21 protein-coding genes are annotated in these 21,855 nt (G+C 62.3%); 16 read left to right on the top strand and 5 right to left on the bottom strand.

What is annotated here, in order from left to right:
• Positions 1–68: 68 nt before the first annotated feature.
• The 11 genes from gspG to C2L65_RS40235 all read left to right on the top strand — a co-directional run bounded on the left by gspG (position 69) and on the right by C2L65_RS40235 (position 9,884).
• A complete protein-coding gene (gspG, locus tag C2L65_RS40285) occupies positions 69–533 on the top strand; it encodes a type II secretion system major pseudopilin GspG (RefSeq protein ID WP_042313375.1) in 465 nt (154 codons plus the stop codon).
• A 64-nt stretch (positions 534–597) separates the two neighbouring features.
• Entirely contained in the window at positions 598–1,785 is a 1,188-nt protein-coding gene (locus C2L65_RS40280) for a type II secretion system F family protein (protein ID WP_042313372.1), read from the top strand.
• Entirely contained in the window at positions 1,782–3,470 is a 1,689-nt protein-coding gene (locus C2L65_RS40275) for a GspE/PulE family protein (protein ID WP_042313369.1), read from the top strand. Before C2L65_RS40280 ends, C2L65_RS40275 begins: the two co-directional genes overlap by 4 nt.
• Positions 3,463–4,260 carry a hypothetical protein gene (locus C2L65_RS40270; RefSeq protein WP_042313367.1) on the top strand — a complete coding sequence of 266 codons (798 nt, stop codon included), beginning with the start codon at positions 3,463–3,465 and terminating at the stop codon, positions 4,258–4,260. The genes C2L65_RS40275 and C2L65_RS40270 overlap by 8 nt, the downstream gene beginning before the upstream one ends.
• Positions 4,257–4,808, top strand: coding sequence for a PilN domain-containing protein (locus C2L65_RS40265; RefSeq protein WP_233446661.1), 552 nt, complete (start codon positions 4,257–4,259; stop codon positions 4,806–4,808). The genes C2L65_RS40270 and C2L65_RS40265 overlap by 4 nt, the downstream gene beginning before the upstream one ends.
• A 2-nt stretch (positions 4,809–4,810) precedes the next feature.
• Positions 4,811–5,404, top strand: coding sequence for a hypothetical protein (locus tag C2L65_RS40260; protein ID WP_233446732.1), 594 nt, complete (start codon positions 4,811–4,813; stop codon positions 5,402–5,404).
• The gene (locus C2L65_RS40255; RefSeq protein WP_042313361.1) at positions 5,401–5,913 is read left to right on the top strand and encodes a hypothetical protein; all 513 of its coding nucleotides are present in this window, start codon (positions 5,401–5,403) and stop codon (positions 5,911–5,913) included. The genes C2L65_RS40260 and C2L65_RS40255 overlap by 4 nt, the downstream gene beginning before the upstream one ends.
• 26 nt (positions 5,914–5,939) lie before the next feature.
• Positions 5,940–8,462, top strand: coding sequence for a secretin N-terminal domain-containing protein (locus C2L65_RS40250; protein WP_233446660.1), 2,523 nt, complete (start codon positions 5,940–5,942; stop codon positions 8,460–8,462).
• Between the two features lie 17 nt (positions 8,463–8,479).
• The gene (locus C2L65_RS40245; RefSeq protein ID WP_229516629.1) at positions 8,480–8,965 is read left to right on the top strand and encodes a type II secretion system protein; all 486 of its coding nucleotides are present in this window, start codon (positions 8,480–8,482) and stop codon (positions 8,963–8,965) included.
• Entirely contained in the window at positions 8,959–9,357 is a 399-nt protein-coding gene (locus C2L65_RS40240) for a type II secretion system protein (protein WP_042313353.1), read from the top strand. The genes C2L65_RS40245 and C2L65_RS40240 overlap by 7 nt, the downstream gene beginning before the upstream one ends.
• Before the next feature lie 2 nt (positions 9,358–9,359).
• Positions 9,360–9,884 carry a hypothetical protein gene (locus C2L65_RS40235; protein WP_042313350.1) on the top strand — a complete coding sequence of 175 codons (525 nt, stop codon included), beginning with the start codon at positions 9,360–9,362 and terminating at the stop codon, positions 9,882–9,884.
• 41 nt (positions 9,885–9,925) lie between these two features.
• Here C2L65_RS40235 and C2L65_RS40230 read toward each other — a convergent pair whose 3' ends face one another.
• The 4 genes from C2L65_RS40230 to C2L65_RS40215 all read right to left on the bottom strand — a co-directional run bounded on the left by C2L65_RS40230 (position 9,926) and on the right by C2L65_RS40215 (position 14,712).
• Positions 9,926–11,056, bottom strand: a complete 1,131-nt coding sequence (locus C2L65_RS40230; RefSeq protein ID WP_042313348.1) for an amidohydrolase family protein — start codon at positions 11,054–11,056, stop codon at positions 9,926–9,928.
• Entirely contained in the window at positions 11,053–12,357 is a 1,305-nt protein-coding gene (locus C2L65_RS40225) for an MFS transporter (protein ID WP_042313343.1), read from the bottom strand. Before C2L65_RS40225 ends, C2L65_RS40230 begins: the two co-directional genes overlap by 4 nt.
• A 97-nt stretch (positions 12,358–12,454) precedes the next feature.
• Positions 12,455–13,729, bottom strand: coding sequence for a CaiB/BaiF CoA transferase family protein (locus C2L65_RS40220; RefSeq protein ID WP_042313341.1), 1,275 nt, complete (start codon positions 13,727–13,729; stop codon positions 12,455–12,457).
• Positions 13,726–14,712 (bottom strand): hydroxymethylglutaryl-CoA lyase, encoded by a 987-nt coding sequence (locus C2L65_RS40215; RefSeq protein WP_042313336.1) that lies wholly within the window; start codon positions 14,710–14,712, stop codon positions 13,726–13,728. Before C2L65_RS40215 ends, C2L65_RS40220 begins: the two co-directional genes overlap by 4 nt.
• Before the next feature lie 193 nt (positions 14,713–14,905).
• On the opposite strand from C2L65_RS40215, the gene C2L65_RS40210 reads away from it, so the two are divergent.
• Entirely contained in the window at positions 14,906–15,682 is a 777-nt protein-coding gene (locus tag C2L65_RS40210; protein WP_042313474.1) for an IclR family transcriptional regulator, read from the top strand.
• A gap of 980 nt (positions 15,683–16,662) precedes the next feature.
• On the opposite strand, the gene C2L65_RS40205 is transcribed toward C2L65_RS40210, so the two are convergent.
• Positions 16,663–17,688 (bottom strand): AraC family transcriptional regulator, encoded by a 1,026-nt coding sequence (locus C2L65_RS40205; protein WP_042305348.1) that lies wholly within the window; start codon positions 17,686–17,688, stop codon positions 16,663–16,665.
• Positions 17,689–17,896: 208 nt separating this feature from the next.
• Here C2L65_RS40205 and kce point away from each other — a divergent pair, with 208 nt between their 5' ends.
• From kce to C2L65_RS40185, 4 genes are read left to right on the top strand one after another with little or no spacing between them, the layout of a single operon-like run.
• A complete protein-coding gene (gene kce / locus C2L65_RS40200; RefSeq protein WP_042305347.1) occupies positions 17,897–18,835 on the top strand; it encodes a 3,5-dioxohexanoate:acetyl-CoA acetone transferase in 939 nt (312 codons plus the stop codon).
• 52 nt (positions 18,836–18,887) lie between these two features.
• Positions 18,888–20,234, top strand: coding sequence for an MFS transporter (locus C2L65_RS40195; protein ID WP_042305346.1), 1,347 nt, complete (start codon positions 18,888–18,890; stop codon positions 20,232–20,234).
• A 35-nt stretch (positions 20,235–20,269) separates the two neighbouring features.
• Complete coding sequence (fabG, locus tag C2L65_RS40190; protein ID WP_042305345.1) at positions 20,270–21,010, top strand: 3-oxoacyl-ACP reductase FabG; 741 nt, start codon at positions 20,270–20,272, stop codon at positions 21,008–21,010.
• Positions 21,011–21,040: 30 nt separating this feature from the next.
• Positions 21,041–21,832 (top strand): SDR family oxidoreductase, encoded by a 792-nt coding sequence (locus C2L65_RS40185; RefSeq protein ID WP_042305344.1) that lies wholly within the window; start codon positions 21,041–21,043, stop codon positions 21,830–21,832.
• Positions 21,833–21,855: the final 23 nt, after the last annotated feature.

The following is a 21,855-nucleotide window of genomic DNA, read 5'->3' as shown; positions in this document are numbered from 1 at the left end:
CACGCCGTTTTAGCAATGTTGGATGGACGCCCGCCTGGCGGGCGTCCAACTTTTTGAAGGAAGTGTCGATGCAGTCAGTCAACCATCGCCGCGCAGCCAACGCGAGAAGATCGCGGCGCGCGCGGCTCAAGAAACAGAGTGGCTTCACGCTGCTCGAACTGCTCGTGGTGCTCGTCATCATCGGCATGCTGGCGGCGCTCGTGGGGCCGCGCTATTTCTCGCAGCTCGGTAAGTCGCAGGCGACTATCGCGCGTGCGCAGATCGACGTCTTCACGAAGTCGATCGATAACTTCCGGCTCGACGTCGGCCGCTATCCGACCGCCGATGAAAACCTGGCCGCGCTCTTCGTCAAGCCCGCGAACGCGGACAAATGGGCCGGTCCGTATCTGAAGAAAGAAGCACCGCTCGATCCGTGGGGACATCCGTATGTCTATCAGGTGCCGGGTACGAAGAGCGACTATGCAGTGATCTCATACGGCCGCGACGGCCAGCCGGGCGGCACGGGAGAAGACGCCGATATCAGCAGTGAATGAAGCGCACATGTAGCGCGCGGCAACGGGGCAGCAGCAGACCACAACAAACCAGTAGCACAGCACTATGCCGTATGAAGTGAGGGCGCTTTCGCCCGACAACCAGATCATCTCGCTCGTCGTCGATGCGCAGGATGAGGACGACGCGCGCCGTCAGGTCGAAGCGCGCGGCCTGCACGCGACCCAACTGCGCGCGTTGCGCACGCTCCGCCCGTCGAAGGCTTCGCGCGGCGGCATCTCGCTCGTGCTGTTCAGCCAGGAACTGCTCGCGCTATTGATGGCGGGACTGTCGATCGTCGAAGGGCTGGAAGCGCTGGTCGAACGCGAAGGCAACGCAAGGCTGCGTGGCATTCTCGAACGGCTGCTGGCGGGCTTGCGCGAGGGCAAGCGCTTTTCGAGCCTGCTCGCCGAACAGCCGGACGTGTTCCCGCCGCTTTATGTCGGCATCGTGCGCGCAGCGGAGGGCACCAGCGACTTGCCGCGCTCGCTGCAACGCTATGTCGATTACCAGGCGCGCATCGACATGGTGCGCAACAAGCTCATCAGTTCCGCGATCTATCCAAGCATTCTGTTTATCGTGGGCGGCGGCGTGTCGACCTTTTTGATCACCTTCGTGGTGCCGCGCTTCGCGACGATCTATGAAGGCACGGGCCGAAGCTTGCCGTGGATGTCGCAGGCACTGCTCGACTGGGGCAAGTTTGCGTCGGCGCATGGGCTGCCTTTGTTTGCCGCCGCCGTTGCAGTTGCAATCGCAGGCGGCGCGGCCGTGCGAGCCACGATTGCGCGCGTGGGACTCGTCAGTCTGTTGGGCCGGCTTCCGCTGCTCGGTCCGCACTTGCGCATCTACCAGCTTTCGCGGCTCTATCTGACGCTTGGCATGTTGCTCGAAGGAGGCATCCCGATCGTGTCGGCGATGGAGACGGCGGGGGGAACGATTTCGCCCGCGTTGCGCGATGGCTTGCTGCGAGCGCGCGCCGCCGTTCAGGCAGGCGCGCCGCTGTCCAGTTCGTTTCACGCGGAAAACCTCACCACGCCGATTTCGCTACGCATGCTGCGCGTCGGCGAGCGCTCGGGTGAACTCGGCAACATGCTCACGCAATCTGCAGCGTTCTACGACGGCGAGATCAGCCGCTGGATCGACCGCTTCACGCGCATGTTCGAACCGCTGCTGATGTCGGCGATCGGGCTTGTTGTAGGGACCATCGTCGTGCTGCTCTACATGCCGATCTTCGATCTCGCGGAAGGACTGTCATGAACGCGCCCGAGACCATCGCGCCGTTGTTCGATGCCGATCTGCTGGCGCGCGCCCGCGCGGCAGCGTCAGCCACGCAGCGCCACATCGTCGCCGAACTGGAGACGCTGACGGGCGTCGAGCCGCGCCAGTTGCTGCAGGCGCTTGCGCAATTGCTGGACATGCGTGTCATCGAAACGGCGGACATGCTGGCCCTCAAGCCAGCCTTCGACCGCGTGCCGCTGTCGCGCGCGATGCAGCGCCGCTGCGTCCTGCTGCGCGACGCGGACGAGTGCTTCATTGGCGTCGTGACAAGTCCGTTCGATCTCGATCTGCAAACGTGGCTCGCCGCGCAGGCTAACGCCGCAATCGACATCCGGCTCGCGCTGCCGTCCGATCTTCAGGCGTATCACGCGCGCATGGAAGAATCGACGCGCGCCATCGACAGCCTCGTGACGGGCGGCAGTGAAGCGCAAGCCGAAGGGCGTACGGCGCAGGTGCTGTCGTTCGAGACCGTCAGCGAGGCGGCCAGCCCCGCAGTGAAGCTGGTGAACTCGACGCTGTACGACGCGCTGAAAGCGGGCGCCTCCGACATCCACCTCGAAAGCACGCCGAGCGGTCTCGCGCTGAAGTATCGCGTGGACGGCGTGCTCGACGCGGCGGCCACGCTGAACGGTGTCGAGACGGCCGAGCAGGTGATCTCGCGCCTCAAGGTGCTCGCAGAACTCGACATCGCCGAGCGGCGCGTGCCGCAGGACGGTAGCTTCCGCGTCGCGGCGGGCGGGCGCGACATCGATTTGCGCGTGTCGATCATGCCGAGCATTCACGGCGAGGATGCCGTGATCCGGATTCTCGACAAGCGCGCGATGATCGAAGCGTATGGCTCGCTGACGCTCGAAGCACTGGGTTACGACAGCGAATCGCTGGTGGCGCTGCGCGCGTTGGCGGAGGAGCCGTACGGCATGCTGCTCGTCACGGGACCGACAGGCTCGGGCAAGACGACGACCCTCTACGCCGCGCTCACGGAAATTCACAACGGCCGCGACAAGATCATCACGATCGAAGACCCTGTCGAATATCAGTTGCCGGGCATTCTGCAGATTCCCGTCAACGAGAAAAAAGGGCTGACGTTCGCACGCGGCCTGCGCTCGATCCTGCGCCATGATCCGGACAAGATCATGGTCGGCGAGATACGCGACCGCGAGACGGCTGAGATCGCCGTGCAGTCGGCGCTGACGGGCCACCTCGTGCTGACGACCGTGCATGCGAACAACGTGTTCGACGTGTTTGGCCGCTTCAGCCACATGGGCATCGATCCGTATGCCTTCGTGTCGGCGCTCAACGGCATCTGGGCACAGCGTCTGATGCGCGTGAACTGCGCGCACTGCGCCGCGCCGTATATGCCCACCGACGCCGAACTCGCGCGTCTTGGATTGAGCCGCGCCGACGTCGCTGGTTTCGATTTCCGGCAAGGAACGGGTTGCGGCGACTGCCGCGGCACCGGCTACCGTGGACGCCGCGCGATTGCGGAAATCCTGATTCTCGACGACGAGATACGCGACATGGTGGTCGAAAAGCAGCCGATCCGCGCAATCAAGGACGTGGCGCGCAAGAACGGCACGCGCCGCCTGCGCGACGTCGCGTTGAATCTGGTGAAGCGCGGCGAGACGACGCTCGCGGAAGTGAAGCGGGTGACGCTCAATGCGTGACAGGCTGATGCGCATCTGGCCGCGCGGACATTGCCGGGTTCGGCTGTCGCGCGACGCGGTCTCTGTGCTGCGTGTGAGCGGCTCGCGCAAGGCGACGCCCGTTCTTGTCGAACGGCCGTTGCCCGCGCTTGCGGGCGCAGCGTCCGATACGCTCGCTGCGCCCATCGCGGCTGCGCTCGACGCAGCGGGCGGCGCTCGCGTGCCAGTGTACGTGACGATCGACGACGACCTCGTGCGCTACTTCGTCGTCACGCCGCCCGCCAATGGCGGGCGCATGCAGGACTTGCGCGCGGCTGCGGGTGTGCGCTTCCAGGTGTTGTATGGCGAGCCGCTGGCGGACTGGCATCTCGCCGCCGACTGGCAATGCGCTGCGCCGTTTCTGGCCTGTGCAGTTTCTCGACGTCTGCATGCGGCTTTGCAGGTCGCTGTGGATACGCAGCGGGGATGCCTCGCTTCGGTGATGCCGAACTTCGTCGCTGCGTGGAATCGCTCGCGCCGTCGCCTTGGCTCCCACACGTGGCTCGCGACGCTCGGCGAAAGTGCGCTCACCTTGGGTCTCGTTGCCGAAGCGAAGAAGCCGCGTCTTGCCGCCGTGCGCACGCTGCCGCTGCCTAAAACGATTCCGTCGATGACGTGGCTGCGCGATCAGTTGTCACGTGCGGCGCTGCTCGACAACGTGGCCGCGCCTTCCGTGCTGCATATCCACGGTCGTCCGCTCGATGAGTGGCAGCCCGATCCGGCTTCATCCGCTGATGTGGGTTTGAGCGTGCAATGGCATCCGCAACGATGAAACGTCTGCACATCGACCTTGCGCCGTTCAACTGGCGTCGCACGCTGTATCGCACCCATGTTGTTGTGCGCGTGCTGGCGCTCGCCGCGCTGCTGTTGTGCGTGCTTGCTGGCTTTCGCGCGTACAGGCTGGTTGCAAATCTCGATTCGCTCCAGGCCGAAACAGCGCGTCTCACGTCGCGCACGGAACGTATGGCTCGCGCTTCGGGCGCATCGTCGAACGCGCCCATCGATGCGAAGCAGGCGGCCGCCGTCAATGCCGCCGTGACGCGCCTCAACCTGCCGTGGGGCAGCATCCTCGATGCTGTCGAATCCGCCACGCCTTCGCAGGTCGCGTTGCTGTCGATCACGCCCGAACCGGGTCGCGCGCAGCTCAAGATCGAAGCCGAGTGCGGCAGCAGCAAGGACATGATTGACTATCTGACACAGCTGGAGCAGCAGCCCCTGTTCGAGCGCGTCACACTGGTCAGGCACGAACGCATGCGCGACGGCATGGATGGCGTCATCCGCTTTCAGATCGAAGCGCAGTGGCGGAGGGCGCAGTCGTGAGCATGCCAAATGTCGCGCGGATGCTGCTGCGTCTGCTGCTCGCGTCGCGTCGATCGGGCGTGGTCGCCGTGCTGGCAGGCGCGCTCGTGCTGGGTGCCGCCGCGTTGTGGTTCGCGCTGTTGCCGGCGCTCGCGTCGCGTATCGATCAGCAGGCGCATGCCGTTGCGCGTGCGCGCTCCGCGCCGCCGCCGAAGCCCATCGTCACCGCGCCGGCGATGGCCGCCGCGCGCTTGACGGCCTTCTATGCAGCACTCGGCGATGCGGCGCATAGCGAGCAGATCGTCGCTCATCTGTTCGACGCCGCCGACGAGACGGGCGTCACGCTGGACAAAGCCGAGTACAAACCCGCTCGCGATACCGCCGGGCGCTTCGAGACCTACACGATCGTCCTGCCCGTGAAGGGCGACTACGTGCATCTGAGGCGCTTTTGCGAAAAGGTTCTGCTGACGGTTCCGTACGCCGCGCTCGATGACATGCGCTTCAGGCGCAGCTCGGCGAACGACACCGCCGTCGAGGCGAGCCTGCGCTTCACGGTCTTTCTGCGTCCCGCCGCGTCGTCGGATGTGCGTGTCGATACCGGTGAGGTGCGGCGATGAAGCGCAAGCACATAATTCTCGCGCTGGTGTTTCTGCTATGCGCGGCGCTGCTCGCATTCGGCCGCACGAATCCGGCGGATCAGGTCGTCGAAGCCGTGCCGCACGCGGCGACGCCATCCGTGCGAGCGGCGGGCGCAGAGACTGTCGGCATTGCGGCGCTGCGCGCGCGCACCGAACTCATCGGCGCGGCCACGAGCGAACACCATGAGCTATTCGGTAGCCGCTCGATGGCGCCGCCGCTACCGTCCGCAGCGCCCGCAGGCGCGGAGATACCGCCACTGCCGTCGGAACCGGCTGTGCCCAGCCTGCCGTTCACCTATCTCGGCAAGCAGGGCGCCGACGGCAACTGGGAGGTGTATCTGACGCGCGGCGACGAAACGCTGATCGTGCGCGATCAGATGGTGATCGACGGATCGTATCGCGTCGACGCCATCAAGCCGCCGACCATGACGCTCGTCTACCTGCCGCTGAAACTGGTTCAGACGATAGATATCGGCAGCGCCGACTGATGAACGCAACCAAAGGAAGTGAACAGTTGGCTACGCCACTTGCAACATCATTCACGCGACGCGGTCTGTGCCGTTTCGCGGCGCGTCACGCGCGCATGCTCGCGCTGCTCGTCGCCGTGCCGATCATGCTGACGGGCTGCGCGGCGGAACGCGCATACCGCGACGGCAAGGACCTCGTTGCGCAGGGCAAGGTCGACGAAGGGCTGGCGAAGCTGCAGCAAGCCGTCACGCAAGATCCCCACGACGCGCATTACCGCGCGGCCTGGCTCGCGGAGCGCGAGAGTGCCGTCGCGCGCTTCGACGAGGAAGGCGACCGCCTTGCGGCAGGCGGCGCGCGCGCGGCGGCGCGCAAGTCGTATCAGCACGCGCTGACCATCGACCCCGCCAACGAACGCGCGCTCTCCGGCATCGCCGCACTTGAAGGCGCGGCGCGGATCGATGGACTCGTCGAGCGCGCGGAAATGCTGGCCGCGAAGGATAGCGACAGCGCGCGCGGCCTGATAGCGAAGGTGTTGACGGAAGCGCCCGCGCATCCCCGCGCGCTGGCATTGCAGCGCAAGCTGAACGCCGACACGGGCTTTCTGCGCGTCGAAGCCGCGCTTGCAAGTGCCTATCGCAAGCCGGTCCGGATCGACTTCAAGGATGCGCCGCTCAAGCAGGTATTCGAAGTGATCTCGCGCAGCGCGGGGCTCAACTTTCTGTTCGACAAGGACGTCAAGACCGATCAGCGCACATCGATCTATCTGCGTAACAGCACCATCGAGGCAGCCGTGCGCTACGTGCTCGCGACGAATCAGCTCGCGCAGCAGGTGCTCGACGAAAACACGGTGCTGATCTATCCGAACACGCCCGCCAAGCTGAAGGACTATCAGGAACTGGCCGTGCGCACCTTCTTCCTGTCGAATGCGGACGCGAAGACGGTGGCCAACACGCTGAAGACGATCGTCAAGTCGCACGATGTCGTCGCCGATGAAAAGCTCAACGTCGTGATCGTGCGCGACACGCCCGACGCGATCCGGATGGCCGAAAAGCTCGTCGCGTTAGAAGACGTGCCCGAGCCGGAAGTGATGCTGGAAGTCGAAGTGCTGGAAGTGCAGCGCAACAGCATGCAGGATCTCGGCATCGCATGGCCGTCGTCCATCACGTTCACGCCGACGGCAGCGGGCAGCGCGTTCGGTGCGATCTCGTCGGGCGGCGGATCGTCCGGTTCGTCTTTTGGTTCCTCGTCTTCCGGCGGCTCGGGTTCTTCTCCCGCGCTGTCGTTGCACGATCTGCTGAATCAGACTTCGCGCACGGTCGGTGTTTCGTCGCTGCAGGCGACCGTGAACGCGAACCGCCAGGATTCGAACGCGAAGCTGCTGACCAACCCGCGCATCCGCGTGCGCAATCACGAGAAGGCCAAGATCCTGATCGGCGAGCGCGTGCCGAACATCACGTCGACGGCGACATCAACGGGCTTCGTCTCGCAGTCGATCAACTATCTCGACATCGGCCTGACGCTGAACGTCGAGCCGACCATCTATCTCGACGACACGGTCGGCATCAAGGTGGCGCTCGAAGTCAGCAGCCTGCTCAACCAGGTCACGGGTTCGTCGGGCACGACGGCGTATGAGATCGGCACGCGCACGGCCAGCACCGTGCTGCAGTTGAAGAACGGCGAGACGGACGTGCTGGCGGGTTTGATCGACAGTCAGGAACGCACTTCCGGCAACAAGATTCCCGGCCTCGGACAGATGCCCGTGCTGGGCCGCCTGTTCGGAGCGACCACTGACGATGACAAGAACACCGAAATCGTCCTGTCGATCACGCCGCACCTGGTTCGCAATATCCGGCACCCGGATGCGTCGCTGGCGTACTTCACGTCCGGCACGGAGACGAACATGCAGAGCATGATCAAGTCGAACGGAATCGTTACGCCCGCGCCTTCCAACGGTTCATCGTCCAACACGCAGGCTGCGGACTTTGGCACGTCCGGCCAGCGCGGCGGATCGAACACGCCGCAAACGGGCGCATACGGCGCGTATGGATCATCTGGCGCGTACGGCGCGGGATCGAACGCATACGGTGCAGGAGCGGGCGCCTATCTCGGCGGCGACACGACGCCGCTCGTCGGCGGCGCGGGCACGCCGGGCACGGCTGAAATGTCGATCCAGGGGCCGCCGCAGGTGAAGACGGGCGACTCGGTCACCGTCGCGTTGCTGATGCAGGCGGATCAACCCGTGACGAGCGCGTCCGCGACCGTGAGCTACGACGTGTCGAAATTGCAGTTCACGGGCGTGACGGAAGGCGACTTCCTCAAACAGGGCGGCGCGCAGACGAGCTTCTCGAACCGCGTCGCGCAGGGCGGCCAGCTGATTCTGGCCGACTCGTCGCCGGGCGGCACGGGCGGCTCCGCACAGGCCACCTTCGCCGTGCTGAGCTTCAAGGCGCTGGCGCCCGCCGCGCAGACGTCGATCCAGGTCCAACCCGGCTCCGTGCTCGGCGTAAGCGGCCAGACAGTCACGATGCCGCCGCCGTCCGCGTACAGCCTGAGCGTGGGGGCGCGATGACGCACGACGTCGCGCGTATGACAGCACGTCGGAAGGCAACGGGCGGCTTCACGCTGATCGAGCTGCTCGTCACGCTTGCGATTCTCGGCGTGCTCGCCTGCATGACGGTGCCCGTTGCGCAAGTCATGCGTCAACGCGAGCGCGAGCAGGAACTGCGCGTCGCGCTGCACGAAATTCGCAACGCCATCGATGCGTACAAGTCCGCGAGCAAGGAAGGGCGCATCGCCAAAGAGGCGGGCGCGACGGGCTATCCGACGGGCCTCGATGTACTCGTCGACGGCGTGAAAGACCAGACCGATCCGAAAGGACACAAGCTGTACTTCCTGCGCCGCATTCCGCGCGATCCGATGAACCCCGACGCGCAACTCGGCGACGCGGCCACGTGGGGCAAGCGCGCCTACGCGAGCGAAGCCGATGATCCGCAGGAAGGCGACGACGTGTACGACGTCTATTCGACTTCCACGGGCATCGGACTCAATGGCATCGCCTACCGCAAATGGTGACGTCGATGACCGCACGCGTGCGTATCGCGAGAGGCTTTACGCTGATCGAACTCCTGATCGTGCTGTCGGTGATCGCGCTGATGCTCACGATCGCGTTGCCGAACTACTTCCATTCGATAGACGCATCGAAAGAAAAGATCCTCGCGCAGAATCTGCTCGCGACGCGCGATGCGATCGACCGGTTTTATGGCGATGCCGGGCGTTATCCGGACTCGCTGGAAGAACTCGTCGAGAAACACTATTTGCGTTCGCTGCCCATCGATCCCATCACCGACAGCGCGACGACCTGGCACATCGTGCCGCCCGACGAGCCGTTTCCCGGCAAGGTCTACGACATCAAAAGCGGCGCGCAGGGCGCGGATAGCAACGGCAAGCCATACGAGGCGCAATAGCGATGCGAAGGGGAAGAGTTCGCAGGCGGCGCAATGCGCAACAGGGTTACGCGTATCTCGCGCTGCTGATCCTGATCTCGATCATCGGCGTGGCGGCTGCCGCTACGGCGCAGCTTGGTGCCGTCTATCAGCGGCGCGTGGCCGAACAGGAACTGCTGTTCGTCGGCGGCGAGTTTCAGCGCGCGTTGCTGAGCTATGCATTGGCGACGCCCGTGGGTCAGCCGAACCAGCCGCGCACGCTCGACGACCTCGTGCGCGACCCGCGTTATCCCAACGTCGTGCGGCACCTGCGCAAGCTGTATGCGGACCCGATGACGGGCAAGGCCGACTGGGAGTTAGTCAGATCGCCGGATGGACAGACCATCGTCGGCGTTCATAGCGTGTCTCATGCGCGACCCATTCAGATCGCGCATTTTCCAGGCGAATTTCGCGGGTTCAACGACGCGAAAACCTATATGGATTGGGTGTTCGTCGCCCGTCTTCCCGTCGCGGTGCGGGACGGCGGGCCTTCGTCAGGTACGCCGTAGTCGCTCTGCGCGCCAAAGTCTGAATCGACTCGCGGCTACGATCAGCCAAGGCGATACACGTTGCTCACCGTACACCGGAACAACGCTTCGCGCTCGCCGTGGCTCGCCTGCGCTGTCAATCGTTTGAATGCGTTCCAGCCGTTGCTGTACGGGTACGAGCCCTTGTCGACCGGGAAGTTGCTCTCGAACATGCATCGATTCGCGCCGAACAGTTCGATGCAGGTATGCATCCACGGCTTCCACGCTTCGGCGAGTTGCGTTGACGACGGTGGCCGCTCGCCCTTCTCGAAGTCAAAACCGTTGATCCGCATCCCCAGCCCGCCGACCTTGACATAGACGTTAGGCAGTTGCGCCAGCTTGCGCATGGACTGGGACCAGCTTTCGAACACCTCTTTCTGCTTATCTTCGTAGCTGGCAATCCGCACGACGCCGCCGCAATGATTGATGATGACGGGCACGTCGGGATAAGCCTTCGCAAGGTCGAATAACTCGGGAAGTTGCGGGAAAAAAAGCCATGCGTCATACGACAGACCCAGCGGCCCCAACTGTGCCACGCCCGCGCGGTAGTCCCGGTCGAGCAGCAATCCACGTGGCGCCGCCGAGACAGGATTCACCAGTGTCTGGTCAGCATCCCACGTCACGAGATGCCGTACGCCCCTGAACCGTCCCTGTCCGGCCTGGAGATGCGCTTCGAGCACTTCGCGCACCGCCGCACCGCGACGAAGATCGGCATAGCCGACAATGCCCTTTGCGACCTGTGGCCTGCCGCCCTGCGTCGGCGCGGTTGCGGCTGTCACGTATTCCACCTCGCCGACTGGCCTCAATGCATCGGGGCCCGACTGCCTGTAACGGGTGAGTGCCTGCATGTACACGGACGCCGTGATGTTATGCCCGGACTGTGCGTCGCGAAGGTACTCGTCGAGCAGGTAGGTCCAGCCCGGACGATCATAGAAATGATGATGCGCGTCGATGATCGGCATGTCCGGTTCAAGCGCCGCTTCCGTTCCCGAGGCGAGCCATTCGGATCGAACGGGCAGATAGTTGCTGGTCGGATTCATGGGACGCGTCTCTTCGTTGGCGATTGCATGTTTGGCCAGGACGGGGATGGCGATCGATGCAGCGGCGGCACGAAGCAACTGGCGGCGCATCGGCGAATCAATCGTTACTGTCATCGCTCACCCCGATTGAAGGCATAAAGGGAGAGCGTCAGCAACGTCGTCAACCCGAGCACGACAGCGAGACCAAACATCCCGGCCGTGTAGGTTCCAAAGCTGTCCTTCAGATAGCCGACCAGATACGGACCCGCGAAGCCCCCAAGTGCGCCGATCGAATTGATCAGCGCGAGTCCGCCGGCGGCTGCCTGACCGGACAGGAATCGGGCCGGCAGCGTGTAGAAAATCGTGCGGCCAGCAATCGTGCCGATCAGTGCCAGCGTGATGCCGGTCATCGCGGGCAACAGTTGATGAAAGTATGTCGAGACACCGAGCGCGACCGCGCCGACCAGCAGACCCGCAGCGAGGTTTGCAATATGTCCGCCGCGACGATCGACCCGTTTCGCCCACCAGAGCAACGCGATGGTGGCAAAGAAATACGGCACGGCAGAGACCCAGCCGGTTTGCGTCACGCTCATGCCGTGCGCCTTGAGCATCTGGGGCAACCAGATGCCGATGCCGTAAGAGCCCATCGTAAAGCCAAACGAGATCATCGCCAGGAGATAGACGCGCACGTCCTTGAGCGCCGCGCGAAAATCCTTCTTCTTCTGACCGGATGAACCCTCGCGATCGAATGCGCTTTGCAGTGCGAGCCGCTCTTCCGGCGAAAGCCATGTGGCATCGGCGGGCTTGTCCGCAAGCATTTTCAGCACGAGGTATCCGAGCACGCACGCCGGGAGACCTTCGACGATGAACATCCACTTCCAGCCTGCCAAACCGAGTAAGCCATCCATGTGAAGCAGCCACGACGACAACGGACCGCCGACGAGCGAAGACAGCGGAGTCGAGACAGTGAACCATGCAAGCACACGGGTGCGGTAGCTGGCGGGGAACCAGACGGCAAGGAAGAATATGACGCCCGGAAAGAAGCCGGCTTCACCGATGCCGAGCAGCAGACGGATCACGTAGAAGCTGGTCGGTCCGGCGGCGAGCGCCGTGGCTGCGGCCAACAGCCCCCACGTAATCATGATGCGGGCCAGCCAGCGCCGCGCGCCGAAGCGGTATAGCGCCAGATTGCTGGGCACCTCGCAGAGGCAATAGCCGGCAAACATGATCCCGGCTCCCCAGCCGAACTGCGTTGCAGTCAGCCCAAGGTCGCGGTTCATCGTCAGCGCCGCAAAACCGACGCTCGTACGATCCAGATAGTTGAAAAAGTAGGCGAGTGCGAGCAGCGGGATAAAGCGCCATGCAGCTTTTCTGACCGCCTGCTGTTCGAGGCTGGCGGGGGTGTCAGCCGTCACGCTCGAGGAAATGGATGTCATTGTCGTCTCCAGACAATTCACTGGCCGGGCCTGACCGCAAGGCGGTCGGCGCGGTGCTGTGTTTCTGCGCGATGGGTGCGTCGTCAGGCTTCAGGCGTCAGGCGCTGGCAAGCTCATTGGGCGAAGGACTCGACGCGTCGCCCGACGGGCGGTTCTGGCATCCGACGACACCGGCATCGACCAGTTGTCTGAGTTCGTCATCGGTATAGCCGAGCTGCGATAGCAGCGACTGTGTGTCCTGCCCGAGCGCGGGCGGCGCTGCGCGAAGCCGCAACCGCTCACCTGCTAACGTCAGCGGGAGCAATGCAGTGCGCGTGGAGACCGGCTCTCCCGCTCCGCTTGCATCGGGCGGCAACGTCACTTCGGCGAGCCCGCCCGTCGCGAGCAGATGCGGATCGTCGAACAGGTCTTGCGGCCTGGTAATCGGCGCATAGGGCAAGCCGATACGTTCGAAGATGGCGCTGATCTCCGTCGCGCTGAACGCCTCCATGTGCTGGCGCAATCGCGGCAGCAACCAGTCGCGAGCCTGGACCCGTTGATTGTTGGTGGCAATCCGTTCGTCTGACTTCAGTTCGGCAAGATCAAAGGCATCGCAGAACAGGGCCCATTGCGTGTCCGACACGACCGCCAGAAAAATCTGTTCGCCGTCCCTGACGGAAAAGACGTCGTACACAGCCCATGCGGATATACGGCTCGGCATCGGTGACGCAGCCTGCCCCGTCACTGCGTACTGCATCATGTGCTGCGCGACGAGGAACACGTTATTTTCGAACAGTGCGCTCTGGACTTCCTGTCCCCTGCCAGTGCGCTCACGCTGCGCAAGTGCCGCCATCGCACCGATAGCGCCGAACATGCCGCCCATGATGTCGTTGACGCTGGTGCCCGCACGCAGCGGCCGCCCCTCGGGCCCCGTCATGTACGCAAGGCCGCCCATCATCTGCACGACTTCGTCGAGCGCGGTCCGATGATCGTACGGACCGGGAAGAAAGCCCTTGTGCGAGACATAGATCAAACGCGGATTGAGCTTCGACAGCGCTGGATATCCGAGCCCGAGTCTGTCCATCGTGCCGCTCTTGAAGTTCTCGCTGAAGATGTCAGCGCTCGCGAGCAGCTTGTGGACGATTTCAATCCCGCGAGGATCTTTTACGTCTACGGCAATGCTTTTCTTGTTCCGGTTGAACGTGCTGAAAAAGCCTGCCCCGGATCCACGCAGGGAACGCGTGCTGTCGCCTGCAATCGGCTCGACCTTGATCACTTCCGCGCCAAGGTCAGCCAGCACCATGCCGCAGGTCGGTCCCATCACCATGTGCGTCATTTCGATCACACGCACGCCGCTGTAGGGCAGGGATTGATTCGATTGATTCGAACTCATTGCGCGACTCCCAGCAAACATCCTTCCGGTTGCGGCGCGCTCGGTGTACGCCCATCTGCGTAGCCGAATCCCTTCGGCAACCCCGCGTCCGGCACATGCCCGTACAACGCTTCGCCCGGCAGCGCTTCCGCGAGAATTGCTCGGGCGGCGACGAGCGCGTCAATGTCGATACCCGTGTCGTAGCCCATTGCTTCGAGCAGGAAGGCAAGGTCTTCCGTGACGATGTTGCCGGTTGCACCGGGCGCGTAGGGACAGCCGCCCAGACCCGCCTGGCTCGCGTCGATGGTTGTCACGCCTGCATCGAGCGCAGCGACGACGTTCGCCAGTCCCTGACCGCGCGTGTTGTGGAAGTGGGCGCCGCCTGCCCTGGTGCCAAGTTCGGTTTGCAAGCGCCGGAACAGACGGCGGACCTGCGCGGGGTTTGCATAGCCGCTGGTATCGGACAAGCCCACTTCGTCCACACCGCACGCGGCCATCGCGACACACATCCGCATCGTCTGGTCGTCGCTCACCGCGCCCGCGATCGTGCAACCGAACGCGACAGATACGCCCGCTTCGATCTGCACACCGGGGAACTGCGCGTCGCGTAACGCGACGATCTCGCGCACCTCGTCGATCATCTGTGCGGTCGTCTTGCGGATGTTGGCCATCGAATGCTCGTCGGTCACTGACACCGGCAACGTGAGCTTATGCACGCCGGCTTCGAAGGCGCTTTGCGATCCGCGAAGGTTTGGCGCAAGCACGGCGACGTGAAGGCCGGGGATGGTGAGTGCATGAGCCACGACTTCACGAATGTCGGCCATCTGGGGAAGCAGTTTTGGCGGCACGAAAGAGCCGACCTCGATCTCCTTCAGCCCCGCGGCGGCCAGCGCGGAAATCCAGCGAAGCTTCGCAGCGGTCGGCATCACGCGCCTGATGCTCTGGAGGCCGTCGCGCGGGCCCACTTCGCTGACAAGGACCGAGGGAGCGGGGGAAGTGTTCAAGGTAAACTCCTTTCGAGTGTTCTGTTAGACGGAATGATGTTCTATCAAATAGAACTATAGGAGCAAAAACAGGGCAATTTAAGGTGGGTAAACCCGGAAATTTGCGGATTTATGAAACTTGCGTTCTGCGTGATAGAACGATACAGTCGATTCAACGCAAAGACCTGATAAGGAAACGGCCGTGCCCAGCGAAATGCAGGAAGCGTCACCATCGGAGGCTGTCGCCCCAAACGATGGGTCCAGCGGTGTGGCGGTACTCGATCGCGCGTTCGCGATTCTCAACGCCTTCGGGCCGACCGATGACCGGTTGTCGCTCGCAGAACTCTCACGTCGCACCGATCTGTACAAGAGCACGGTACTGCGTCTGCTTGGCGCACTGGAACACGGTGGATTCATCCGCAGACTGAGCGACGGACAGTACGCGATTGGGCCGCAGCCCTTGCGGCTTGCGGCGCTCTATCAGCGCTCGTTTCAGGTGGGGCCGGTTATCGAGCCGATTCTTCAGCAACTGAGCCGGGACCTCGGGGAGACCGCGTCTTTGTATGTGCGGCAGGGCGACCGGAGGCTGGTGCTGTTCCGTGTCGAACCTTCGCGTGCAGTGCGCGTGTCGATTCGCGTCGGCGAAGAGTTTCCGATCGACAAGGGGGCGTCGGGCAAAGTCCTGCTGGCGTTTACGGATACGCTTGATCCTCGTTGGGACGAGGTGCGTGAGCGGTTGTGGGCTGTTTCCCATGGAGAGCGTGATCCTGAAACGGCGTCCGTGTCGGTTCCTGTTTTTGGGGCATCGGGAGAGTTGGTGGGGGCGCTGGCGTTGTCTGGGCCTAAAGCGCGGTTTGACATGGCGTCGACTATTACGGGTGCGCTGATCGCCTTGCTCGAATGCGCAAAGCGCGCGACGGTGGCGCTCGGTGGTATGGGCGGTCGGTATGATGTGACGATCGAGAAGACTTCTCGGGAAGGGTTTTTGTAGGACGGGAAGTCGGGTGGTGCGGGACTTTTTCGCCTGCGACGGCCGGTTGGTTTGCTTGTGTTTGCGCTGGCATCCGCGATTTGTTAGCTTGCTTCACGCGTCGCCCCTGTGCGGGGCGGCACCTACTTTTCTTTGCCGCCGCAAAGAAAAGTAGGCAAAAGAAAGCGGCTAACACCGCCAACTCTTCTTCCTGCCTGAGGGCCCCCAAAGGGTCTTACGCCTCACACGGCAGCATTTCTGTTCGCGTTCGTTGCCAACGCTTCGAATGAGCGCCTCACCCACTTCAAACACCCGCACAAGGGCGAGTGGCAGCGAATGGTTTGCGCCGCCCAGGTGGCAAACTGTGTGTAGGTTGTCGCGGCGTATAGCCTGGCGCTCTTACAGGGTGGAACGCGTGCGCAATCGGGTCCGAAGTGAGGCGTGTGAGGTGCTACGGCCTACACACAGTTTGCCACCTGGGCGGCGGTGGACTATCTGGCACGGCATGCCGTAATGCGGGTGCGTGAAGCGGGTGAGGCGCACCCCAAGAGCGTTGGCAACGAATATGGGTCACGTGATTGCCGTGTGAAGCGTAGGAACCTTTGGGGGCCCTCAGGCAAACACAAGAATTAGCGGTGTGAGCCGCTTTCTTTTGCCTACTTTTCTTTGCGGCGGCAAAGAAAAGTAGGTGCCGCCCCGCACAGGGGCGACGCGTGAAGCACGAAGGCAATACACGGATGCCAGCGAAACCGGAAGCAAACCAACCGGCCGTCGCAGACAAAGTAGTTGCCGCCCCGCGCAGGGGCGACGCATGAAGCACGAAGGCATAACGCGGATGCCAAGTAAAACCCGAAGCAAACCAACCGGCCGTCGCAGACAACTACCGCCTCGCACACGGCCAACGCATGCACCGCAAAGACCGTAACGCAGATGCCAGCGCAAAGCCAAGCACAAACAACCCAGCGTCGCAGACAAAACCACGCCAAACAGCCCGCGCACCGCTACTTCCTCAACTCCCCCGGCCCTTTCCCCGTCCACCGCTTCAACGCGCGGCGAAAATTAGCGGCATCGCTAAACCCTAGAAGCATTGCGACATCATCGGTACTCATCTTCGTCGATTGCAAATACTCCAGCGCGAGCGAGCAACGCACATCATCGACGATCGCAACGAAAGAAGTTCCTTCCGCTTCGAGATGCCTCCGCAAGGTGCGGCTCGTCATGTTGAGCCGCGTTGCCACTTCTTCCATGCCGGGAAAAACGCCAGGCGTGCTCATGAGAACCTGATAGACCTCGCCAGACGTTCCGACGGAAGTCTTTGCCTGCCCGATCAAACGATCGCACGTATCCTGCAGCAGCGTTGCCATCAGCTTATGCGCAAGCTGCGGCTTCTGGTTCAGTATCGCGCTGTCGTAAACAAGCTCGCACTGCGGCGCATCGAAAAAACACGGGCAGCCCAGATACTGCGGATAAAGATCGGCATGCGCAGGCGCCGGATAAGAAAAACACGCCATGACCGGCGGACAGCTATGACCCGCGACATCCTGAAGATGCGTGACGTGCTGCGTGAATTGCTGCTCGATGATGAACTCGCGCAACTCGCGCGACGGGCTCGAAACGAACGCATCGGGAAACGACCACACGGCGCGATCCGGATACTCGGTCCAATCAATGGTCACCGTCGGCGTTGCAAGCCGATGATATTTGACGCCAAGCCGGAAGTAGTCACGCAACGAAAGACACGACATCAGCGCATAACCGTACATGCCATACGCGGACAAATGCAGTCGCGAGCCGGTCTTGAACGGCGTGGCCGGATCGGTCGATAACAGCACCGCGTTGCGGGCCACGATCGCGTATTGACGCACCGACGTCATCACCGACGCGTCGTTGAGTTGATCGACGCTCAGGCCGCTGCCCTTCAGGCTATCTTGGGGCGCAATGCCTTGCTCCGCGAGCACTTCAACCAGTGCGGCGATTTTGTACGGCGCGTAACTGCGCTCGTTGATCAGGGGGCGAGTCGATGCCAAGAGTTGCTCCACAGAATGTCCTTCGAAGACATCCTCGTGTCCGTAAATGACCTTACGGGCGCCATCGTATCCCACTACTATCGGTATCACAAGCGCTGCGTCCGCGGACTGCCAGCGCATCGATACCACCTCGGAGACAGCGTGCGCGGCGTCCGTTCATGGCGCAGGGACGAAGCGCCGCGCACGCCGAACAGATCAGGATTTCCCAATGAGCGACACCAGCCGCAAGGTCATCATTTCGTGTGCGATCACGGGCGCGACCCACGTGCCGTCGATGTCCGAACATCTCCCCATCACGCCCGCGCAAATCCGGGATCAGGCCATCGAAGCAGCTGAAGCCGGGGCCGCGATCATCCATCTGCACGCACGCGATCCCAATGACGGCCGCCCCACGCCGAGCCCGGAGATCTTCAAGGCTTTCGTGCCCGCAATCGCTGAAGCGACGGACGCCGTCATCAACATCACGACAGGCGGCAGCACGCGCATGACGCTCGAAGAACGTCTCGCGTATCCGCGACTCGCAAAGCCCGAAATGTGTTCGTTGAACATGGGCTCGATGAACTTCTCGATTCATCCCGTTGCCGCGAAGATTTCGTCGTGGCGCTATGGCTGGGAGAAGGATTACGTCGAAGGAATGGAAGACATGATCTTCCGCAATACCTTTAAGGACATTCGCAACATTCTTCTGGAACTGGGAGACAACGGCACGCGATTCGAATTCGAGTGCTATGACGTGGGGCATCTGTACAACCTTGCGCATTTCGTCGAACAAGGGCTCGTTAAGCCGCCGTTCTTCATTCAATCGGTATTCGGCATTCTGGGCGGGTTGGGCACGGACCCGGAAAACATGGTCGTGATGCGCTCCACGGCAGACAGGTTGTTTGGCCGCGAGAACTATCAATTCTCGGTTCTCGGCGCGGGGCGTCACCAGATGCCCCTCGTCACCATGAGCGCGATCCTGGGCGGCAATGTACGCGTGGGTCTTGAAGACAGCGTGTATCTCTCGAAGGGTGTGAAGGCGGAGACCAACGCGCAACAGGTCCGTAAAATCCGCCGCATTCTCGAAGAACTGTCGTTTGAGATCGCGACGCCCACGGACGCCCGCAAGATGCTCGGACTGAAAGGCGCCGACCAGGTAACGCTCTAGGCTGACGCTAACAAAAGAACAGACCCGTTCAAAAAATATTGGAGACGACGTCATGGACACTACTTCCATCGACCATCGCGTTGAACAGCTGCATCGCATTGCCACGCACAAGGCGATGCTCAGGCTGATCCCGCTGATGTGCGCGATCTACTTCATGTCCTTTCTCGATCGCACGAATGTTGCGCTCGCGAAGATGCAGCTCGCGGCAGATGTCGGCATCAGTGCCGCCGCCTACGGTTTCGGCTCGGGCATTTTCTTTCTCGGCTACGCGTTGCTCGAAGTGCCGAGCAATCTGGCGGCTCACCGTGTCGGCCCGCGACGCTGGATCGCGCGCATCGCGGTGACGTGGGGCATCCTGTCGACCGCGATGATGTTCGTGCAGGGCACGTCATCGTTCTATGTGTTGCGCGTTCTGCTAGGCATCGCGGAAGCGGGGCTTTTTCCCGCGCTGATGTATATGGTGACGCTGTGGTTCGCGCCGCATGACCGGCCTGTCGTGGTCGGCTGGATCTACATTGCACCCGCGCTCGCACTGATGCTCGGCAATCCGCTGGGCGGCGCGCTGATGCAACTGGATGGATTCGGCGGACTGCATGGCTGGCAATGGATGTTCATGATCGAAGGCATTCCTAGCGTGATCGTTGGCATCGTGCTGTTCTTTGCGATGCCGGAGCGGCCGCGAGATGCACGGTGGCTGTCGGCGGCCGAGCGCGACGTGCTCGAAGCGCATGCTGTCATCGACGTACATGGAAGTGCGGAGTACTCGTCCGCAAACTGGATTGCCGCGCTCAAACGGCCCACTACCGTACTGATCGGTTTGATCTATTTTCTGAATCAGGTGGCGTTCGTGGGGCTGTACTTTTTTGCACCTGCCATCGTCCACCAGATGCATGTCGATTCGCCGCTTGTGATCGGCTTTCTGGCCGCAAGCGTCGGACTCGGCTTTCTGCTTGGCGTGCTGATTCTGCCGCGCATCCACCGGCGCGTGAATAGCGATTGCGTGTTTCTCGGCGTGCTCACGGCAGGGCTTGTCGTAGGCGCTTGCGTTTATCTCGCGGTGACGACTCCTGCTGCGCGTATCTGCCTGCTTACGGTGACTGCATTCTTCGGCGGCGGCGTGTTGCCGTCCTATTGGGCCATCGCGATGAAGCGTCTGCAAGGCATCCAGGCTGCAGCGGGTCTCGCGTTCATCAACACGATCGGTTTGATCGGCGGGTTTGTTGGACCGTATCTGTTCGGAATGGCGGAAACGTCGTCCGGCCGAAGCGATGCCGGCTTCACGGTGATCCTGGTCGCAGCAGTGCTCGGCCTCGCACTGGTGCCGTTGCTGGCGAGAGCGATTCGCGGCGAGGATCGTGTAGAGTCGTCGCGCGAGCCGGCCGCACAGATGAAGTCATAGTCGGGTTTGCGTTTTCTGGAAGGAATAAACCAACAATGAAGTTGAACGGAAAAGTTGCGATCATCACGGGCGCGGGGCAGGGGATCGGTGCAGCAACCGCATTGAAGTTCGCGCGCGAAGGCGCCGTCGTGATCGCGTGCGACATGAATCTCGATGCTGTCGAAACAGTCGCGCATATGTGCCGGGAAGCGGGTGCGAAGGCGGGCGCTTTCGCCGTCGATGTTACGCAACGTGCGCAAGTCGATCAGATGGTCTCCAAAGTGCGCGACACATATGGCCGCGTCGACGTCGTCGTGAACAATGCGGGCATCACACGCGATGCGCGCTTGCAGAAGATGACGTTGCAGCAGTTCGAAGATGTGATCGATGTCAACCTTCGCGGTGTCTTTCATACCGCCCAGGCCGTCGTCGATTCGATGATCGCGCAAGGTTCCGGCGTCATCCTGAACGCAAGCTCTGTCGTGGGCATTTACGGTAACTACGGGCAGACGAACTATGCAGCGGCCAAGTTCGGCGTGATCGGTTTCACGAAAACGTGGAGTCGCGAGCTGGGTCCGAAGGGTATCCGTGTCAACGCGGTTGCGCCTGGCTTCATCGACACGCCTATTCTCAAGACCATTCCTGAGGACGTGCTCGCGAAGATGCGCGAAGACGTGCCGCTGCGCCGGCTCGGCAAGCCCGAAGAGATCGCGAATATTTACGCGTTTCTGGCAAGCGAGGAAGCGAGCTATATCAACGGCGCAGTGATCGAAGCGACGGGCGGATTGACCTTGTGATCCGTTTGCAAATAGTGAAGAGGTAGCGGCATGAATATCATTGATCTCTTAAAACCGCGCGCCGGGTTGCGTGTATTCGTATCGGCGGGCGCGGCGGGAATTGGCGCGGCAATCGCTGAAGCATTCGTACAGGCGCAGGCGAAGGTTTATATCTGCGACGTGAATGCGGCGGCTGTCGCTAGCGTCAAATCCCGGTTGCCTGACCTTCACGCGGGTATCGCCGACGTGTCGGACCGGGCGCAAGTCGATGCCGTCATCGACGATGCGCGGCAGAAGCTCGGCGGACTCGATGTGCTCATCAACAACGCGGGCATTGCGGGGCCGACGGGCGCAGTCGAAGATCTCGATCCTGCGCAGTGGGAAAGCACGGTGTCCACCAATCTCAACAGCCAGTTCTATTTTCTGCGCAAGGCGGTGCCCGTTCTGAAGGAGACGTCGGACTGCGCGAGCATCATCGCAATGTCTTCGGTGGCGGGACGTCTTGGCTATCCGTTTCGAACGCCGTATGCGTCGACGAAATGGGCGATCGTGGGATTGATGAAATCTTTGGCGGCCGAACTGGGCCCGAGCAATATTCGTGTGAACGCGATTTTGCCGGGCGTGGTGGAAGGCGAGCGGATGAGCAAGGTGATCGCCGCGCGCGCCGACGCGCTCGGTATTTCGTTCGATGCGATGCGCGACGAGTACCTGAAGAAGATTTCGTTGCGCCGGATGGTGACGGTCGATGATATTGCTGCGATGACGTTATTCCTTGCGTCGCCGGCTGGCGGCAATATTACTGGGCAGGCGATCAGTGTCGACGGGAATGTTGAGTACTTGTGAGATCGACACCTTGCGAGCAAGCC

Origin of the sequence: Paraburkholderia terrae, assembly GCF_002902925.1 — a bacterium.
GTDB classification, from domain to species: Bacteria; Pseudomonadota; Gammaproteobacteria; order Burkholderiales; family Burkholderiaceae; genus Paraburkholderia; species Paraburkholderia terrae.
Note: the sequence above shows the minus strand (reverse complement) of the source record. Positions and strands in the feature narration are given on the sequence as shown.

Bases quoted from the DNA above. Each gene is read 5' to 3' on its own strand.
- gspG (WP_042313375.1), top strand. From the start codon at position 69: ATGCAGTCAGTCAACCATCGCCGCGCAGCCAACGCGAGAAGATCGCGG.
- C2L65_RS40280 (WP_042313372.1), top strand. From the start codon at position 598: ATGCCGTATGAAGTGAGGGCGCTTTCGCCCGACAACCAGATCATCTCG.
- C2L65_RS40275 (WP_042313369.1), top strand. From the start codon at position 1,782: ATGAACGCGCCCGAGACCATCGCGCCGTTGTTCGATGCCGATCTGCTG.
- C2L65_RS40270 (WP_042313367.1), top strand. From the start codon at position 3,463: ATGCGTGACAGGCTGATGCGCATCTGGCCGCGCGGACATTGCCGGGTT.
- C2L65_RS40265 (WP_233446661.1), top strand. From the start codon at position 4,257: ATGAAACGTCTGCACATCGACCTTGCGCCGTTCAACTGGCGTCGCACG.
- C2L65_RS40260 (WP_233446732.1), top strand. From the start codon at position 4,811: ATGCCAAATGTCGCGCGGATGCTGCTGCGTCTGCTGCTCGCGTCGCGT.
- C2L65_RS40255 (WP_042313361.1), top strand. From the start codon at position 5,401: ATGAAGCGCAAGCACATAATTCTCGCGCTGGTGTTTCTGCTATGCGCG.
- C2L65_RS40245 (WP_229516629.1), top strand. From the start codon at position 8,480: ATGACAGCACGTCGGAAGGCAACGGGCGGCTTCACGCTGATCGAGCTG.
- C2L65_RS40240 (WP_042313353.1), top strand. From the start codon at position 8,959: ATGGTGACGTCGATGACCGCACGCGTGCGTATCGCGAGAGGCTTTACG.
- C2L65_RS40235 (WP_042313350.1), top strand. From the start codon at position 9,360: ATGCGAAGGGGAAGAGTTCGCAGGCGGCGCAATGCGCAACAGGGTTAC.
- C2L65_RS40230 (WP_042313348.1), bottom strand. From the start codon at position 11,056: ATGACAGTAACGATTGATTCGCCGATGCGCCGCCAGTTGCTTCGTGCC.
- C2L65_RS40225 (WP_042313343.1), bottom strand. From the start codon at position 12,357: ATGACATCCATTTCCTCGAGCGTGACGGCTGACACCCCCGCCAGCCTC.
- C2L65_RS40220 (WP_042313341.1), bottom strand. From the start codon at position 13,729: ATGAGTTCGAATCAATCGAATCAATCCCTGCCCTACAGCGGCGTGCGT.
- C2L65_RS40210 (WP_042313474.1), top strand. From the start codon at position 14,906: ATGCAGGAAGCGTCACCATCGGAGGCTGTCGCCCCAAACGATGGGTCC.
- kce (WP_042305347.1), top strand. From the start codon at position 17,897: ATGAGCGACACCAGCCGCAAGGTCATCATTTCGTGTGCGATCACGGGC.
- C2L65_RS40195 (WP_042305346.1), top strand. From the start codon at position 18,888: ATGGACACTACTTCCATCGACCATCGCGTTGAACAGCTGCATCGCATT.
- fabG (WP_042305345.1), top strand. From the start codon at position 20,270: ATGAAGTTGAACGGAAAAGTTGCGATCATCACGGGCGCGGGGCAGGGG.
- C2L65_RS40185 (WP_042305344.1), top strand. From the start codon at position 21,041: ATGAATATCATTGATCTCTTAAAACCGCGCGCCGGGTTGCGTGTATTC.